16 protein-coding genes are annotated in these 17,709 nt (G+C 67.3%); 5 read left to right on the top strand and 11 right to left on the bottom strand.

What is annotated here, in order from left to right; translation table 11 throughout:
* Window positions 1–738, top strand: a 738-nt coding sequence (locus J2W36_RS10165) for a methyl-accepting chemotaxis protein (protein ID WP_307689597.1), incomplete at its 5' end; no start/stop codon positions are given.
* Between the two features lie 96 nt (window positions 739–834).
* Here the strand turns inward: J2W36_RS10165 and gap are convergent.
* Together gap and J2W36_RS10155 are read right to left on the bottom strand one after the other, a co-directional pair.
* Entirely contained in the window at window positions 835–1,836 is a 1,002-nt protein-coding gene (gene gap, locus J2W36_RS10160) for a type I glyceraldehyde-3-phosphate dehydrogenase (RefSeq protein ID WP_307689596.1), read from the bottom strand.
* Window positions 1,837–1,985: 149 nt separating this feature from the next.
* Window positions 1,986–4,097 carry a transketolase family protein gene (locus tag J2W36_RS10155; protein WP_307689595.1) on the bottom strand — a complete coding sequence of 704 codons (2,112 nt, stop codon included), beginning with the start codon at window positions 4,095–4,097 and terminating at the stop codon, window positions 1,986–1,988.
* A gap of 112 nt (window positions 4,098–4,209) precedes the next feature.
* Here J2W36_RS10155 and speD point away from each other — a divergent pair, with 112 nt between their 5' ends.
* The 4 genes from speD to J2W36_RS10135 are packed head-to-tail and all read left to right on the top strand — an operon-like array spanning window position 4,210 to window position 7,702.
* Complete coding sequence (speD, locus tag J2W36_RS10150) at window positions 4,210–4,596, top strand: adenosylmethionine decarboxylase (protein WP_307689594.1); 387 nt, start codon at window positions 4,210–4,212, stop codon at window positions 4,594–4,596.
* Window positions 4,597–4,610: 14 nt separating this feature from the next.
* The gene (locus J2W36_RS10145) at window positions 4,611–5,363 is read left to right on the top strand and encodes a nucleotidyltransferase family protein (RefSeq protein WP_307689613.1); all 753 of its coding nucleotides are present in this window, start codon (window positions 4,611–4,613) and stop codon (window positions 5,361–5,363) included.
* Window positions 5,360–6,304 (top strand): hypothetical protein, encoded by a 945-nt coding sequence (locus J2W36_RS10140; RefSeq protein WP_307689593.1) that lies wholly within the window; start codon window positions 5,360–5,362, stop codon window positions 6,302–6,304. Before J2W36_RS10145 ends, J2W36_RS10140 begins: the two co-directional genes overlap by 4 nt.
* 6 nt (window positions 6,305–6,310) lie before the next feature.
* Window positions 6,311–7,702: an aminopeptidase P N-terminal domain-containing protein gene (locus tag J2W36_RS10135; protein ID WP_307689592.1), complete on the top strand. Its 1,392-nt coding sequence runs from the start codon at window positions 6,311–6,313 to the stop codon at window positions 7,700–7,702.
* A gap of 52 nt (window positions 7,703–7,754) precedes the next feature.
* On the opposite strand, the gene J2W36_RS10130 is transcribed toward J2W36_RS10135, so the two are convergent.
* The 9 genes from J2W36_RS10130 to J2W36_RS10090 form a co-directional block, all read right to left on the bottom strand.
* Window positions 7,755–8,111, bottom strand: coding sequence for a DUF3325 domain-containing protein (locus J2W36_RS10130; protein ID WP_307689591.1), 357 nt, complete (start codon window positions 8,109–8,111; stop codon window positions 7,755–7,757).
* Entirely contained in the window at window positions 8,108–9,793 is a 1,686-nt protein-coding gene (locus tag J2W36_RS10125) for a PepSY-associated TM helix domain-containing protein (protein ID WP_307689590.1), read from the bottom strand. Before J2W36_RS10125 ends, J2W36_RS10130 begins: the two co-directional genes overlap by 4 nt.
* Window positions 9,790–10,185 carry a DUF3649 domain-containing protein gene (locus J2W36_RS10120; protein WP_307689589.1) on the bottom strand — a complete coding sequence of 132 codons (396 nt, stop codon included), beginning with the start codon at window positions 10,183–10,185 and terminating at the stop codon, window positions 9,790–9,792. Before J2W36_RS10120 ends, J2W36_RS10125 begins: the two co-directional genes overlap by 4 nt.
* An 84-nt stretch (window positions 10,186–10,269) precedes the next feature.
* Window positions 10,270–11,643, bottom strand: coding sequence for an esterase-like activity of phytase family protein (locus tag J2W36_RS10115; protein WP_307689588.1), 1,374 nt, complete (start codon window positions 11,641–11,643; stop codon window positions 10,270–10,272).
* Between the two features lie 99 nt (window positions 11,644–11,742).
* A complete protein-coding gene (locus J2W36_RS10110; RefSeq protein WP_307689612.1) occupies window positions 11,743–13,353 on the bottom strand; it encodes an FAD-dependent oxidoreductase in 1,611 nt (536 codons plus the stop codon).
* Between the two features lie 2 nt (window positions 13,354–13,355).
* Window positions 13,356–14,912 carry a polyamine aminopropyltransferase gene (locus J2W36_RS10105; RefSeq protein ID WP_307689587.1) on the bottom strand — a complete coding sequence of 519 codons (1,557 nt, stop codon included), beginning with the start codon at window positions 14,910–14,912 and terminating at the stop codon, window positions 13,356–13,358.
* Complete coding sequence (locus tag J2W36_RS10100; protein WP_307689586.1) at window positions 14,909–15,127, bottom strand: DUF350 domain-containing protein; 219 nt, start codon at window positions 15,125–15,127, stop codon at window positions 14,909–14,911. The genes J2W36_RS10105 and J2W36_RS10100 overlap by 4 nt, the downstream gene beginning before the upstream one ends.
* A 24-nt stretch (window positions 15,128–15,151) precedes the next feature.
* The gene (locus J2W36_RS10095; protein WP_307689585.1) at window positions 15,152–16,642 is read right to left on the bottom strand and encodes a DUF4178 domain-containing protein; all 1,491 of its coding nucleotides are present in this window, start codon (window positions 16,640–16,642) and stop codon (window positions 15,152–15,154) included.
* Between the two features lie 8 nt (window positions 16,643–16,650).
* Window positions 16,651–17,700, bottom strand: a complete 1,050-nt coding sequence (locus J2W36_RS10090; protein ID WP_307689584.1) for an SPFH domain-containing protein — start codon at window positions 17,698–17,700, stop codon at window positions 16,651–16,653.
* Window positions 17,701–17,709: the final 9 nt, after the last annotated feature.

Genomic DNA, 17,709 nt, shown 5'->3' with positions numbered 1-17,709 from the left:
CAGATCACGCAAGGCAACCAGAACCTTTCCTCGCGGACGGAAGCGCAGGCATCCGCATTGGAGCAGACCGCCGCGTCCATGGAACAACTGACCTCGACCGTCAAGCAGAACGCCGAAAATGCGGTCCAGGCCAACGAACTGGCCGCCTCTGCGTCCGCGGTCGCTGTGCGTGGCGGTGACGTCGTGCTCCAGGTGGTCGAAACGATGAGCTCGATCAACACCTCTTCTCGCCGCATCGTGGACATCATCTCGGTCATCGACGGCATTGCATTCCAGACCAACATCCTGGCGCTGAACGCCGCCGTGGAGGCCGCGCGCGCCGGCGAACAAGGTCGCGGCTTCGCCGTCGTGGCAAGCGAGGTGCGCAATCTCGCGCAGCGCTCGGCGGCCGCCGCCAAAGAGATCAAAATGCTGATCGACGACTCTGTCCAGAAGGTCGATACCGGCAGCGCACAGGTGGAAAAAGCCGGCCGAACCATGCAGGAGATCGTCGAAAGCGTACGGCGCGTGACGGACATCATGGGCGAGATCACCGCCGCCTCTCAGGAGCAGACGACCGGCATCGAGCAGATCAATGAGGCGATCACGCAGATGGATCAGGTCACGCAACAGAATGCAGCGCTGGTCGAAGCCTCGGCTGCGTCGGCCGTCGCATTGCAGACGCAGGCGGATGTGCTCTCGCATACCGTCAGCGTCTTCAAGTCCACCGAGCAGAACGGGCGTGCCGCAGCACGCTGAACACGCTGAGGCCTGACTGGCAGGTTCGCCTTCTGACTGCCGGCCTTGCGGCCTTGCCCAGCGCGCCGCCGTCCGGCAGCGCGCCAGGCCGAGCCCTTACTTCGAAACCACGCGCACCATCTCCAGGCACTTGTTCGAGTAGCCCCACTCGTTGTCATACCAGCTCACCAGCTTGACGAAGGTGCTGTCGAGCGCCAGGCCGGCGTCGGCGTCGAAGATCGAGGTGCGCGGGTCGCCACGGAAGTCGGTCGCCACGACCTTGTCTTCCGTGTAGCCCAGGATGCCCTTGAGCGCGCCTTCGCTCTGCGCCTTCATTTCGGCGCAGATTTCCTTGTACGACGCTTCCTTGACGAGTTCAACGGTCAGGTCGACCACCGACACGTCGGAGGTCGGCACGCGGAAGCTCATGCCCGTGAGCTTCTTGTTGAGCTCGGGAATCACCACGCCCACGGCCTTGGCAGCACCGGTGCTCGAAGGAATGATGTTTTCCAGGATGCCGCGGCCGCCGCGCCAGTCCTTGTTGCTCGGGCCGTCGACGGTCTTCTGCGTCGCGGTGGCGGCGTGCACCGTGGTCATCAGGCCGCGCTTGATGCCCCACTTGTCGTTGAGCACCTTGGCCAGCGGGGCCAGGGCGTTGGTGGTGCAGCTGGCGTTGCTGATGATGGCTTCGCCGTCGTACTTGGCGTCGTTCACGCCGTAGACGAACATGGGCGTGTCGTCCTTGCAGGGGGCCGACATGATGACCTTCTTGGCGCCTGCGTCCAGGTGCTTCTGGCAGGTTTCCTTGGTCAGGAACAGGCCGGTCGATTCGAGCACGATGTCCGCGCCGACTTCGTTCCACTTCAGGTTCGCGGGGTCCCGCTCCTGCGTGAGGCGGATCTTCTTGCCGTTGACGACCAGGGTGTTGCCGTCGACGGTGATCTCACCCTTGAAGCGGCCGTGCACCGAGTCGTACTGCAGCATGTACGCCAGGTAGTCGGGCTCGAGCAGGTCGTTGATGGCGACGATTTCGATGTCGTTCTTGAAGTTCTGGACCGCTGCGCGCAACACGTTGCGACCGATGCGGCCGAAGCCGTTGATACCGAGTTTGATAGCCATCTGACTTGCTCCTAAAGTTAAAACGATGAATGGGTTTGCCGCAGCTCATTCGGAGAACACCGCGGAACCGGCTTTGCCGGGCCGCTGGTGTTGCCCCCGGTGAGGGGGAAGGCGCAGCGACACGAAGTGCGCGAAGACTGGGGGAGAGCTCAAGCCAACGCGGCCTCGACGGTGGCGGCGACGTTTTCCGCCGTGAACCCGAAGTGCTTGAAGAGGTCCGGCGCAGGCGCCGACTCGCCGAAGGTGTCGATGCCGACGACCGCGGCGCAGCCGTACTTCCACCAGCCACCGGTGCAGCCCATTTCCACGGCGATGCGCGGCAGCTTCTTCGGCAACACGGCCTTCTTGTAGGCGACGTCCTGGCGGTCGAAGGTGGTGGTCGAGGGCATCGACACCACGCGCACGGCAATCTTCTTGGCCGCCAGCAGCTTCTGCGCGGCCAGCGCGAGCTGAACCTCGGAGCCGGTCGCGATCAGCACGGCCACCGTCTTCTTGTTCTTCAGGCCGACCGCCTCGGGCTCGGACAGCACGTACGCACCGCGGCTGATGTCGCCCAGTTCGTCCTTGGCGGCGTAGGCGATGTTCTGGCGGCTCAGCAGCAGCGCGGTCGGGCGCGACTGGTTCTGCAGCGCAACGGCCCAGGCCACGGCGGTTTCGGCCGTGTCGCCCGGACGCCAGACGTCCAGGTTGGGGATCAGTCGCAGGCTGGCGGCATGCTCGATCGACTGGTGCGTCGGGCCGTCTTCGCCCAGGCCGATGGAGTCGTGCGTGAACACGTGGATCACGCGGTGCTTCATCAGCGCGGCCATGCGGATGGCATTGCGGCTGTAGTCGCTGAAGGTCAGGAAGGTGCCGCCGTAGGGGATGTAGCCGCCATGCAGCGCCACACCGTTCATGATGGCCGCCATGCCGAACTCGCGCACGCCGTAGTTGATGTGGCGGCCGATCAGGCCGTGCGGCGCGGGCGCGGGTGCGGCATCGGCGCTGCTGGCAGGCTTGGCCTCGTCTTCCGAGCCTTGGGCAGCCGCCTTCGGTGCTTCGAGCACCACGCCACCGGTTTCGTCGAAGCGCAGCGCCGGCGTGCTCTTGGTGTTGGTCAGGTTGGAGCCGGTCAGGTCGGCGCTGCCGCCGAGCATTTCGGGCAGTGCGGCCGTGAAGGCTTCCAGCGCGAGCTGCGAGGCCTTGCGGCTGGCCACAGTCTCGGCCTTGGTATGGGCAGCGACCACGGTGTCGAAGGCGACCTGGTGGAAGTTCTTGGGCAGCTCGCCCTTCATGCGGCGCGTGAACTCCGCGGCCAGCTCGGGGAAGGCCGCGCTGTAGGCTGCAAAACGCTCGTTCCACTCGGCCTCGACCTTGGCGCCGGCGTCCTTGTGGTTCCAGTCGGCGTACACCGCCTCGGGGATCTCGAAGGGCGCGTAGGGCCAGTCGAGCGCGGTGCGGGTCAGCGCGATTTCCTCGGCACCCAGCGCTTCGCCGTGGGCCTTGGCGGTGCCGGCGCGGTTGGGGCTGCCCTTGCCGATCTGCGTCTTGCAGAGGATCAGCGTGGGTTTGTTGTCGGCGTTGGTCTTGGCCTGCGCGATGGCCTTGGACACCGCCTGCGCGTCGTTGCCGTCGATCGGGCCGATGGTGTTCCAGCCGTGCGCCTCGAAACGCAGCGCGGTGTTGTCGATGAACCAGGGGGCGACCTTGCCGTCGATGCTGATGCCGTTGTCGTCGTACAGCGCGATCAGCTTGCCCAGGCGCCAGGCGCCGGCCAGGCCGATGGCTTCGTGGCTGATGCCTTCCATCAGGCAACCGTCGCCCAGGAAGGCGTAGGTGTGGTGGTCGACGATGGTGTGGCCATCACGGTTGAATTCGGCAGCGAGCAGCTTCTCGGCCAGCGCGAAGCCGACCGCGTTGGTGATGCCCTGGCCCAGCGGACCGGTGGTGGTTTCCACGCCCGGCGTGACGTCGATCTCGGGATGACCCGGCGTCTTGCTGTGCAGCTTGCGGAACTGCTTGAGGTCGTCGATCGACAGCGCGTAGCCGGTCAGGTGCAGCACCGCGTACAGCAGCATCGAGGCGTGGCCGTTCGACAGCACGAAGCGGTCGCGGTCGAGCCAGTGCGGGTTGGCCGGGTTGAAACGCAGGTGGTCGCCCCACAGAGCGACGGCCATGTCGGCCATGCCCATCGGCGCGCCCGGATGGCCCGAGTTCGCGAGTTGAACGGCATCCATTGCCAGCGCGCGGATCGCGTTGGCCATCAAGGCTTGGTGGGCCATCGGTTGGCTTTCAGGGGGGAGCAGGTTAGGGAACTCGCTATTTTAACGACCGCGACCCGTGACCGCCCCGGCCTCCCGGGAAAGAGCCCGACGGGCTGCTAGAGTGCCCCTCATGCAAGGGCTGCACCTCACCGCCGACCTCCACGATTGCCAGGGCGCACCGCACTGGCTGACCGACGCGCCGGCACTCGGCGCGATGTGCGTGCGCACCGTCGAGGAGGCCGGCCTGCAGGCCGTCGGCAGCCTCGTGCACGCCTTCGCCGCACGGCCGGACGGCCCCGGCGGTGTCACCGCCACGGTGCTGCTGGCTGAATCGCACCTGTGCGTGCACACCTGGCCCGAGCGCGGCGGCGTGACGCTCGACGTGTACGTCTGCAACTTCAGCGCCGACCATTCGGCCAAGGCGCATGCGGTGATGGCCGCGCTCGAAGCGGTGTTCCGCCCGGGACGCGTGCAACGGCATGCGCTGCAGCGCGGCCAGAACGAGGCGATGGCATGAGCGACGTGACCGCCATGATCCTCGCCGCGGGCCGTGGCCAGCGCATGCGACCACTCACCGACACGCTGCCCAAGCCGCTGCTCGAAGTGCGGGGCAAGCCGTTGATGCAGTGGCCGATGGAGGCGCTGGCCGCGGGTGGCTTCCACGACCTGGTGATCAACACCGACTGGCTCGGCGACCTGATTCCCGCGCGGTTCGGCGACCGTTTCGACGCAGGCGGGCCGCAGGCCCAGTCGTCGATGTCGTCGATGTCGATCCGCTACTCCCACGAAGGCCACGATTTCGGCGGCGCGCTGGAGACCGCTGGCGGCATCGTGCGTGCGCTGCCCTGGCTGGGCGACGTCTTCTGGGTGGCGGCCGGCGACATCTACATGCCCGGCTTTCGCTTCACGCAGGAGGCGGCCACGCGCTTCGTCGCCAGCGGCAAGCTCGCCCATCTTTGGCTGGTGCCCAACCCGGCGCACAACCTCAAGGGCGATTTCGGCCTGTCGCCGGAAGGGCTGGCCCTCGACACCGCGCCAGAACCAGAAACATTCACCTTCTCCACCATCGGCCTCTACCGCGCCGCGCTGTTCTCGCCGCCGTACTGCGACATCGCGCCCGGCAACCCCCAGGGCCACAAGGCCCCGCTGGCGCCGATCCTGCGCGCAGCCATGGCCGACGGCAGGGTGAGCGCCGAACGCTACAACGGCGCCTGGACCGACGTGGGCACACCAGAGCGCCTGTGGCAACTCAATGCCGGCGCACCTTCGGTACCCCACACATGACGATCGCATCGCTTCCCGACGCATTGCGCCTGCTGCCGCACCGCCTGCATGATCTGGCACTGCTCACCGCAGCCGAGCGCAACGACGGCGCGCCCGAAGACCCGCTGACGGTGCCGCTCTACGAAAGCGACTTCACGCGCCTCGCCCTGGCGCCGATGCGCCAGGGGTGGCACGTCGAGTACTTCGGCGAAACCTGGGGGGAAGCCTTCGAGGAGACCCTCGCCTGCCTGAGCCGCCAGGACGTGGCCGACGGCATCACCTCGCTGTCGTTCAGCGGCGTCGACAGCGGCGCCAACGGCACCCGCGACTGGACCTTCGCGCCGCTGCTCGACAGCCCGGTGACCTTCCCGCGCCTGCGCTCGCTGTTCATCAAGCCGACGCAGCCGGAGGACCACAACCAGTCGGTCGTGTGCGCGAGCGGCCGCATTCTCGAGGAAGGCGGCGACATCGCGCGCTGGGTGCGCAAGACGCCGCATCTGAGCGAACTCACCGTGCCGAACGCGCCGGATGCCGACTTCTTCGCCGTGCCGCTGCCGCAGCTGACCTGCCTGTGCATTGGCGCTCATTTCGACACCCAGCGGTTCATTGGCAACCTCGCCAAGGCCGCGCAGCTGCCCGGGCTGAAGCTGCTGGACTTTTCAGAATCCACCGAGCAGCAGATGGCGTGGCCGGCCGACCGGGCGCCCGACGGCATCACGGCCTTCGAAGACTACGAGGCCCTGCTGCAGAGCCCCATGGGCGCGCAACTGCGCGTGCTGAGGCTGCGCAACACCTGCCTGGACCTGGCGCAGCTGCAGCACCTGCAAGGCTTGCGGCCAGCGCTGCAATTCATGGTCATCCAGTCAACGATCGGCGGGTACGTCAGCCACTTCGCACAGGATGTGTTCCCATGGCGGCACCTGGTTCCCGCGGACCCCGGACTTGCACCGTATCGAAAGTGAAACCTCATGCGCATTGACTCCACGATCTACGCCGAGCGCCGCGCGCGCCTGGCCACCCAACTGGGCAAGGATGGCATCGCCATCATTCCCACGGCGCCCGAGCGCCAGCGCAACCGCGACAGCGACTTCCTGTTCCGCCACGACAGCTACTTCCACTACCTGACAGGCTTCACCGAACCCAATGCCTGGCTGGTGCTGGCGGGCGATGGCCGCGCCACGCTGTTCTGCGCACCGAAAGATCCGCAGCACGAAATCTGGGACGGCTACCGCCTGGGTCCCGACGCCGCGCCGGACGCGCTGGGCCTGGACGCGGCGTTCAGCGTCGACACGCTCGACGCGCAACTGCCCAAGCTGCTGGAGAACAAGGCCGCCGTCTGGTACCCGTTCGCCACCCACAAGGGCCTGGAGACACGCGTCGACGGCTGGCTCCAGTCGGTGCGCGCGCGCGTGCGCTTTGGCGCGTTGTGCCCCGAGGAACAGCGCGACCTGTGCGGCCCGCTCGACGAAATGCGCCTGATCAAGGACGCGCACGAGCAGGACGTGATGCGCCGCGCGGCGCAGATCAGCGCGCGCGCCCACATCCGCGCGATGCAGCTGTCGGCGCGCATGCTGCGCGAGGGCAAGGACGTGCGCGAGTACCACCTCGACGCCGAGCTGTTGCATGAATTCCGCCTGGGCGGCTCGCAGTACCCGGCCTATGGCTCCATCGTCGCGGCTGGCGCCAATGCCTGCGTGCTGCATTACCGCGCCGACGCCGCACCGGTGCGCGCGGGCGAACTGGTGCTGATCGACGCGGGCTGCGAGCTCGACAGCTACGCCAGCGACATCACCCGCACCTTCCCGGCCGACGGCAAGTTCACCGGCCCGCAGCGCGCGCTGTACGACCTGGTGCTGCAGAGCCAGTACGCTTCGGCGGCGGCCACCAAGGCCGGCAACCGCTTCAACGACCCGCACGAGGCGGCGGTGAAGGTGCTGGCGCAAGGCATGCTCGACCTGGGCCTGCTCGACGCCAACAAGGTGGGCGGCCTGGACGACGTGATCGACTCGCGGGCTTACTTCCAGTTCTACATGCACCGCACCAGCCACTGGCTGGGCATGGACGTGCACGACTGCGGCAGCTACGTCGAGCCCACCCAGGTCGGCGAGGTGAGCGAGCGCAAGGATCCGCTGTCCAACGAAGTCATCAAGAACCGCCCGAGCCGCATCCTGCACCCGGGCATGGTGCTGACGCTGGAGCCCGGCATCTACGTGCGGCCCGGCGAAGGCGTGCCCGAGCAGTTCCACCACATCGGCATCCGCATCGAGGACGATGCGATCGTCACGGCCACGGGCTGCGAACTCATCTCTCGCGGCGTGCCGGTGGACGCGGACGAGATCGAGGCATTGATGCGGGCATGACCGTCCGGATGGCCCGCGGCGGCGGGTGCCTGGACGACCGGGACGAAACCGGTCAGGCCGCCAGCAGATAGACCAGCCCCCCACCCACGGCAACGGCCGCCGCGGCGGAGCCGATCCACGGAAAGCGCCGAGGCGCATAACCCAGCAGGGCCACGGTGGACAGCGCCGCGGTTGTCAGCGCGCCCAGCCACAGCACCCAGCCGACCGAACTGCCTGCGGCCTCAAGGCTGGCGCCCAGCGACAGGCACAGTAGCGTGCTGCCGCCCAGTTGCAGCCAGCGCCGCCAGGCGCCCGGCGTGCTGCCGCGGCCGTAGACGTCTTCGCTGTGGCGGTCCATCGCCAGGCTGAGCGCGCAGAAGCCGGCGAGCGACGCGGCGAACACCAGGGTGAGCAGCAACGAATCCATCATGAGCCTTGTTCAGAAGTGAGCAGCGCCGGCTGCGCCGCCGCCGGTGCCGAGGGTACAGGGGCGGCGTGCTTCGTCGCCTGCTTGACCAGCGACTTGCGGCGCTTGCGCTCCAGGATCCACACGGCACTGGCAAGCCCCAGGCCCAGCGCCATCGCCACCAGATCGAAGCCTGCCACCGTGCTTGGGCCCGAACGCAGGCTCACGGTCAACGGTGCAGGGCCGGTGAAGCCGTTGAGCACCGGAAGCAGCACGAACAACAGCGCGCCGAACGCAAGCTGCGCCTGCCACATGCGCAGCGTCGGGCGCAGCAGGCCCAGCACGGCGGTCGCACCCCAGACGATGAAGAACCAGCGGATCTCGACCGCGGCGCGCTCGGCCACGTCGACCGGCACCAGCCGGTTGGCCCAGAAGAAAGCCGCCATCGCCACGGGCAGGCCCGCGACGGCACCGACGTTGAGCCCGTCGACCAGCCGCAGCCCGACGCTGATGCGCCCGCCCTGCTTGAGCGTCTTGGCGAACTTCTGGCGCTCCTTGACGGCCCACAGCAACAGGCCGGTCGCCACCATCAGGCAGCCGGCCAGGCCCGACAGGAAGAACAGGGCGCGCACCAGCGGATTGCCGAAGCGCCCGATGTGCAGGCCGTAGAGCACGCCGCGCGTCTGCGCGACTGGCTGGGGCACATCGCCGAAGGCGCCGATCAGCGCGCCAGTGGCGCCGTTGAACTGCATCGTCGGCTGCTCGGCCGACAGTTGCGGTCCTTCGGCGCGCGTGAGTGAAACCACGGCATGGGCGTCGTTGGGCTGATGCACGACGATGCGGCCCACGGCCGCGCCATCCCAATGCGCGGACGCCTGCGCCAGCATGGGCGCAACCGGCGCCAGCGGCACCTTGCTGCCCGAGGCCTTGAACTGGTCGCCGCCGTTGCCGGGAAAGGCCTCGGCAAAGAACGCCTGCTCGCCGCCACGGTCCTTGTAGGCCACCTGCGGGCCCCAGGGCATGTACATGAACATCAGCGTGACCAGGCCGGTGTACGTGATCATCAGGTGGTAGGGGAGTGCGAGCACCGCCGTCACGTTGTGCGCGTCGAGCCACGACCGCTGGCCCTTCTTCGGGCGGAAGGTGAAGAAGTCCTTGAAGATTCGCCTGTGCGTGACGATGCCGCTGAAGATGGCCACCAGCATGAACATGGCGCAGAACCCGACGATCCAGCGGGCCCACAGCGCGGGCATGTAGTGCAGGTCGAAGTGCAGGCGGTAGAAGAACTCGCCACCGCGCGTGGCGCGCGGGGCGGAAATGGCCTGGCCGCTGGCCGGATCGAGCGAGGCGCGGTCGAAGCGGCGGCGGGGCTTGTCGCCCGCTGCGGCGCTGGCAGCGGAGGGGGGCGCAGGCGGTGCGAGGTAGAGCACGTCGGTCGACGGCTGGCGCTCGGTCGGCAGGTTGATGAACCAGCGCGGGCTGGCCGCACCATGCTGCTGCAGATAGGCCACGGCGCCCTCAGCGGCCTGGACCGGCGGCACCGCATGCTGCGCGACCGCGTGCAGCTCAGGCTTCATCCAGAATGTGATCTCGTCCTTGAAGTACGAAGCGGTGCCGGCCATGAAGACCATGAACAGCACCCAGCCGACCAGCAGGCCCGACCAGGTATGCAGCCACGCCATCGACTGCCGGAATCCCTCCTTCATGCAGCGTCTCCGGCAAGCCGCATGAGCACCGCCAACAAGAGGCCCAACGGCACCGCGGCCATGGCCAGGCCGACCCACGCACGCGCCGCCGTGCGCGCAGCGAAGACCCAGATCACGGCCAGCGCGAAGATGAGGAAGGAAAGCAGCGTGCCGGTCAGTGCGGCTTCGCTGCGCGCCATGCCGAAGGCGGCGGGCAGGCACAGTGCGAGCACGGCTGCGGACAGTGCCGCCACGCCATAACCGCCGGCAATGGCGGCCACCACGCGAGAAGCCACGCCAAGGCGATAGCCAACGCCCGCGGTCACGGCGCGCGCCGGACGGCGAGCGAGGTCGTTCGGAAAATCATGGTGCAGGAGCCAGAGAAGAAACTCGAAGATGAGAATCATACTCATTTGCGAGAATTTCCCCAAGCCACGGCCCCTGCTCCGGGTGGCATCGCGCCGGGCAAGCCAAGCCCGCGCGCTGCACCGCGCGGCTTACTTTGCCTGCAGCAGCGCGCCGGCTTCGAGCAGCACGAGTTCGTTGTCGTCCGCCTTGTTCGGTTCGCGGCTGCTCGAGAACGGCAGGTTGTTGTCGTTGCCCACCACGATGTGGGTGGCGTCGACCACGTCGACGTTCTCGATGGTGAAGAACGGGAACTTCAGCACACCGTCATTCAGCGGCTTGCGCGCCAGCTTGTCAGGGTCGGCAATGTTCAGCAGGTCGATGTAGCCGATCTTGCGGACCGGTCCGCCCACATTTGCGTCGCTCAGTTCGATCTTGTAGACGCGCTTGAACTTGGCGATGTCGTGGAAGCAGTCGGTGCGCTTCTGCCCTTCGGGGCACGCCTTGTCGCTCGTGCCTTCGCCGTTGTCGCGCTCGATGATCAGGCCCGTGGTGGCGTCGATCATGTTGAAGTCGCCGATGGCGTTGCCGTTGACTTCGAGCACGTACTTCCAGTGGCGTCCCGTCCACTTCTCGGTGGCCACGTCGAACTCCAGCACGCGCAGCGCCTCCTTGCCGTCGACACGCTCGTAGTCCTTGGCCTCGGCGTTCCACAGCGGGCCTTCGAGCAGCGCATACAGCTTGCTGCCGTCCTTGGACGAGGCCATGCCCTCGAAGCCCTTGGAACGCTTGACCTGGAAATCGACCGCGCCACCCGGCACGCCCGGCGTGGTCACGGCCGGATGGTCGGGCGAGCGCACGGCCTTGCCGTCGACCAGCGTGTCGTACACGGCCAGCACCTTGCCCTTGAGGTCGGCCTTGATCAGGAAGGGACCGAACTCCTCGCCGATCCACAGCGCGCCGCCTGCGAACTGGAAGCTTTCGGGGTCGAAGTCCGAGCCGGTCAGGTAGCGCTGCTTGGTACCTTCGTGGACGATGCGAAACGGCACCTTCTTGTCGGGGTCATGCAGGAACACGGTCTGGAGGCGATTGAACTTGCCGCTCTTGAAGTCGACCTTGTAGTGGTTCAGGTAGAGCATGAAGTCGGGCGAGTTGGCCTTGCTGCCCGCGCCGTTGTCGGTCAGCACCCAGAAGCTGCCGTCGTCCATGCGTTTGATGCCGGAATGGCCTTGCAGCGGCTGGCCCTTGAAGGGCAGCGCCACGCCGGTGCCGCGGCCCGCCGACAGGCCTTCGACCGTGCCGAGGGCCTCGACGCGCCGACCGGTGGTGAATTTGCCGCTGGTCTGCAAGTCGGCCGGGGCATCCTTGGGCGCGGCGACGAAGGACTGTGCGGGCAATACCGCGTGGCCGGCGAGCGTGGCGGGGAAGGCAGTGGGTGCAGCGGGGGTCTGTGCTGCGGCACTGCCGCAGGCGAGCACGACGGCCAGGGTGGTCAGGCTGGTCAGGGAAGAGGCGAAAGGCTTCATGATCGGGCGCAGAGTTCAGGTGAGCGAAGACGCTGACCATCGCGTGGCAGCGTGACGTCCTCATGACGCCACGCCCGCGCACGGGCGCCTGCTCGGCCCTCAGACCGCGAGGCCCGCCAGATGCCCGCGCGTGAAGGCTTCTTCGAAGATCGAGTAGCCTGACCAGTCGGCATGCGCGAAGGCCAGCCGGCCCTCGGCGATCTGCCCCTGCCGTGCGCCTTCCTGCGCTTCGGTGGCGCGCAGTTGGCGCAGCAGGCCGGGCGTGGGCACCGCCATCGCATGGCCGTAGCGCGTGATGTCGATGCGGGTGGCGAGTGCGGCGATGTCGGGATGCGGCACCGACAGCTCGGCCAGCAGTTCGTCGCGCCAGGCCGACCAGGGCTGCTCGAACAGCTGGCGCCGGCCCACCGTGCCATCGGACGCACTTGCGCCGAGCGGGCGGTACCAGCTGAGCACGGTGGCTTGCGGCGTCGGGTCAAGCGCCTGGTGGCGGGCATCGACATAGCCGAGTCCGCGTGTTCCGTAGATCACGTTGTCCCAGCTCGGCGCGGCGCCCGGCCGGTCGGCCAGCGGCGCGCGCACATGCACGTTGGCGACCAGCCAGGGCGCCTGGCGCAGATGCGCTGCAGCATGCCGCAGGCGCGCGGGAGGGTTCTCAACCACACGCACCGCGATGAACACCGGCAGCGCGACGATGCAGTGCTCGGCCTGCCAGCGCACCAGCGACTGCGAGGCAAGATCGAAGACGTCGACTTCCACGCCATTGCGCGTCTGCGCAACGCGCGTGACGACCTGGCCGGTGTGGATGTGAGGGGCCGCAGGCTGCGCCATGCGCCGCGTGAGCCAGCCGTTGCCCTCGGGCCATGTGAGCACGGCATCGCGGTCGCCAGCCTCGTCGCTGGGCGCCTGGAAGCCATGGCGGCTGGCGAAGTAGTGGATGCCGGCCCACGCAGACACCGCCGCCAAGCCGCTGCCGTAGTCGTCACGGCAGCAGTAGTCGAGATACCAGCGCAGTTGCGGATCGTCGAGGCCCTGGCGGTCGAGCCAGGTCGCGAAAGGTTCGGCATCGAGCGCGAGCAGCGCGGGAGTGAGCGGCACGCGCAGGCTGGGGATGGCAAAGCGGTGATCGCGTTGCAGCGCCTGCACCCGCTGCGAGAACAGCGTGTACTGGGCCAGCGTGGCCGGGCTCACATCTTTCACGGGCAGCAGTCCGTCCTGCCATTCGCCACGAAAGAACAGGCGCTCCTGCGGGCTGTGGCACAGGTGGCGTTCCTCGTACTGCCAACGGCCCGCCACGCGGCGGCGCAGTCCGAGCTCTTCGAGCAGGTCCTGCACCTCCGGCGCGTTGTCGCTGGGCACCGGCAGGTAATGCGCACCCAGCGGGCAGGCCACGCCCTCTACACTGCCGCCGCGGCTGTTGCCCCCCACGCTGTCTTCCAGTTCGAGCAACGCGAAATCGTCGATGCCGCGCAGCCGCAGCGACCGCGCTGCGGCCAGCCCGGCCACACCGCCGCCGGCGATGACCACGCGCGCGCGACGTGCGGCCGAGGGCACCGCCTTGCGCCACGCCTCGTCGCGCAAGGCATGGCCGCGCGCCATGTCGATGCCGGTGAACCCGCCTGCGATCTCGTGCGGCATGTCGCAGCCCGCCAGCGCCAGCGCGCCGGCCACGCCCAGCCCACCGCCGAGGAATCCGCGCCGCTTGATCATGCTCAATGCGAGGCGACCTTGCCCCACTCCTGTTCGTAGGTGTTGACCAGTGTCTGGTTCGACAGCCGGTTGACCGCGGCTGGCACGCGGGCCATGTCGAGCGGAAAGTCGAACATCACCGGCAACGTGGCGGGGGTGAGGTAGCGCAGGCCCTCGGGCAGCACAGTGGGCATGCGATAGGGCCGGTGGCTCGCGACGATGAAGCCCCATTCGCCGAAGCTCGGCACATGCACGTGATACGGCGTGGCTGTCAGCCCCACCGATTCGACCGTGGTCGCCACCGTCCAGAAGCTCTGGCGCGCGACCAGCGGCGAGGTGGTCTGGATCACGGCATAGCCGCTGGCGGCCAGGCGCTTGTCGAGCAACGCGTAGAAGGAGTTGGTGTAGAGCTTGCCAATGGCGAAGTTGGTCGGGTCGGGAAAGTCCACCACGATCACGTCGAACGTGTCCTCGCCCTTCTGCAGCCACTGGAAGGCGTCGGTGTTGATCACTTTCACCTTGGGCGACGACAGCGAGTGGGCGTTGAGCGCGGCCAGCGTTTCGTGGTCGGTGAACAGCTGCGTCATGTTCGGATCGAGCTCGACCAGCGTCACCTGCTCGACCGACGGGTACTTGAGGATCTCCCGCACCGCCATGCCGTCGCCGCCGCCGAGCACCGCCACTTTCTTCGGCGCGCCATGCGCGGCCATCACCGGATGCACCAGCGCCTCGTGATAGCGGTACTCGTCGCGTTCGGCGAACTGCAGGTTCCCGTTGAGGAACAGCCGGTGGCCCAGCGGCCCGCGCGTGACCACGATGCGCTGGTAGGGCGAGGTGGCGCTGAAGACGACGCGGTCCTGGTAGAAGCGGTCTTCGGCCAGCGAGGTGATCGGGTTGGCCAGCACGAAGGCGCTGCCCAGCACGGCCAGCGTCAGCGCACAGGCCAGCGCATGCACGCCGACGCGCCGCAGCTCATGGCGAAACAGCCAGAGCGCCCATACCGCCACCATCGCGTTCATGAAGCCGAACAGGAGACCGGTGCGGATCATGCCCAGTTGCGGCACCAGCACCAGCGGGAAGGCAACCGACACGGCGAGTGCACCCAGGTAGTCGAAGGTCAGCACCTGCGAGACCAGGTCCTTGAGTGCCACGTTGCGCCGCAGGATGCGCATTACCAGCGGAATCTCCAGCCCGACCAGCGTACCGACCACCATCACCAGCCCGTACAGCAGCAGCCGAAAGGCGCCGGGGATGTACGCGTTGGCCAGGAACAGCACCGCCGGCAACGCACCGCCGATGAGCGCGACCAGCAGCTCGATGCGCAGGAAATGCGCGGGCAATTGACGGTCGAAGTAGCGTGACAGCCAGGAGCCCACGCCCATGGCGAACAGGTAGGTGCCGATGATGGTGCTGAACTGCAGCACCGAGTCGCCCAGCAGGTAGGAGCTCAGCGCCGCCGCGCTCAGCTCGTAGACCAGCCCGCAGGCGGCCACGACGAAGACGCTGGCGAGGAGGGCGATCTCGACGGGCTGCGGGCCCTTGCCGCGCCGCGGCGCAGAGGCCAGGACCGGGGCGCTCAATGGATGGCAGCAGCCACGATGATGCAGATACCCAGGCTCATCGCGGCCACCACCATGCCCAGCGCCATGTTCTGCTTTTCCACGATCTCGCCCCACAGGTCATAGGGCGTGATCTTGTCGATGATCAGGAAGCAGACCCAGAAGACCACGACCCCGATCACCGCATACAGCAGCGAGCCGAAGATCACCGCCGGTTTCAACCATTCAAATCCCATGATGAGGACCTCCAGAAAATTTCATTACTTGTGGCTGCCGCCGCTCGACGATCCGCCGTAGGAACCACCTGAACTGCGCGAGCTGCTCGACACGCCGCTGCCGCCGCCGCTGCAGGTGCTCAACAGGAGCAGCAGCACCACGATCATCACGCCGATGAGGAGGATGGCCCCGCACCCCATTCCCGAAGCCGCGCTCACCGGCGACGCATCGCTGCGCTCGAACATGTCTTTTCGGGCGTCGAGCCGGAACGCGGTGGCGACCGCCCCGCTGTCGATCTTGCTGCCGTAGGACCAGCTGATTTCGTTCTCTGAACGCTCCATCGACAGCAGCGCAGGCCCCTTGGCGAAGTCGCGGTTGAAGGTCTTTTGGCCGCGCTCGACCTGCCAGTAGAACTCGCCGGCCACGTAGCGCGTCTGCGCGTCGTAGGCGTATTGCTGCGTGTAGCTCTTGCCGAGGTAGCTGGCTGTCTCGGCGCTTTCGTCGAGCTTGGGTGCGCCAGTGACCGGTTTGACCAGGCTCCAGCCGTCCTCGGCATCGACCAGGAAGCTGAAGCCGCGCTTGCGGTTGAAGAGCAGGTACTCGTTCCAGCCGAATTCCTCGTCGTCGCCCGGTGCCTTGCCCACGCGATGCTGGAACCCCACCACCTGCCAGGTCACGCCCTGCAGTGCGCCCTTGCTGCCGAGCGGAATCAGCAGCGCCTCGGCCGTGTCCTGCTCGGCATGGCGCAGTTCGCCACCGATACCCTGCGTCAGGTCGATCAGGCTGTGGCACGAGCCGCAGGCAATGCTCTTGCTGTCGGCACGCTGCACGTGAACGGGGGCGCCGCAGTTCGGGCAGTTGAAGCTGCGGGCCTGCTCGTCGCTGGCCGACTCGTCGCGCAGGCCTTCAAGCGACAGCGCGTCGAGCTGCACCGAACGGCCGAGCGAGGCGGCGGGCGGCTGGCTGCCGTAGTCCAGGCTGAGCACTTCGCCACGGTCGTTGCGCAGTTCGACCACGGCAAAGGGCGTGCCGGGTGCGGGCAGCTTGGGCAGCTCGCCCTGCGCGGCCGCCAGCGTGACCTGCTCACTGGAGCTGACGGTGTAGGTCTGGCCGTTGAAATCCACCGATTCCCCGACCCGCAATTGCTCGGCCGGCGGGGCCGGGCGGTCCAGCACCACCGGCCTGGAAAAGACGTAGGCACCGTTGTCTTCGGACAGCACCGCACTGCGATCGTCGTCGATCGCAGCCATCCATTCGGTCCATCGGCCACCGGCGTAGCGGTACTGCAGGCGGCCCACGATGGTGAAGTCGTCGCCCGACTCGGTGCCCGTCGCAAACAACTGCAACGGACTGAAGTCGTCGAACAGCTCGGCCATCTTGCCCACGCGCGCCAGCTTGTCGCCTTGCCGCACGACCGTGCTCTGGCAGTAGGGGCACACCGCGAAGGTGGACTGGGCAGAACGGAACTCGACCGTGGCGCCACAGCCGGGGCAAGGCGCACGGTAGGCGCGCTGGGCGCCACTTTCGTCAACCATCGGTCGACTTACACCAGCTTCTTCAGAAGCTCCGCCTTCTTGGCGTCGAACTCTTCCTGCGTGAGGATGCCCTTGGTCTTGAGGTCACCCAGCTTCTCGAGGGTGGCCATCACCTCGTTGGCGCTGATCTCGGTGACCGGCGCCGCAGCAGCCACGGCCGCAGTCGCCGCCGCGTTCGGGTTCAGGCCCTGCGCGAGGTTCTGCGCCAGTACCTGGCCCAGCGCCACGCCGGCGCCCAGGCCCATCGCGTCGCCCGCGATGCCGCCACCGCCGTTGGCCGAGCCTTCGGCGAATTTCGGAATGGCCTGTGCCGTCTGGTACTGCATGAACTTGCCCATGTCGCCGCCGACCATGCCCATGCCGATCTTCTGGTCGAGCACCTTCTGGAGCTCTTCGGGCAGCGACACGTTCTGCACCGTGATGGCTTCGAGCTTGATGCCGATCTTGGCGAACTCGGGCTGCAGCTGCGTCGACAGCGCATTGGCGAACGCAATCTGGTTCGCGGCGAGATCGAGGAAGGGCACGCCACTCGATGCAATGGCGTTGCTGATGTTCTGCAGCACCAGCCCACGCAGCTGGCCGTCGAGGTCAGCCACGGTGTAGAGGCCGCGCGTGCCGGAGATCTCGGTGTGGAACAGCTTGGCGTCGCCGATGCGGAAGCTGTAGTTGCCAAAGGCGCGCAGGCGCACCGCGCCGAAGTCCTTGTCGCGGATCGTGATCGGCTGGGGCGTGCCCCACTTCTGGTCGACCTGCTGGCGCGTGCTGAAGAAGTAGACGTCGCTCTTGAAGGGGGACTCGAAAAGCTTGTCCCAGTTCTTGAGGTACGTGAGGACAGGCAGCGTTTGCGTCGTCAGCTTGTACATGCCGGGGCCGAAGACATCGGCCACCTGGCCTTCGTTGACGAACACCGCCACCTGCGACTCGCGAACGGTGAGCGAGGCCCCGTTCTGGATTTCCATCTCCGCCATCGGGAAGCGCCAGGCCAGGGTGCCGTCGCCCGACTCGGTCCACTGAATGATGTCAATGAACTGTTTCTTGATGAAATCCATCAGCGCCATGGTCGGTCT

The sequence above is a fragment of the Variovorax ginsengisoli genome, from assembly GCF_030811835.1.
Taxonomy (GTDB): domain Bacteria; phylum Pseudomonadota; class Gammaproteobacteria; order Burkholderiales; family Burkholderiaceae_C; genus Variovorax; species Variovorax ginsengisoli_C.
Note: the sequence above shows the minus strand (reverse complement) of the source record. Positions and strands in the feature narration are given on the sequence as shown.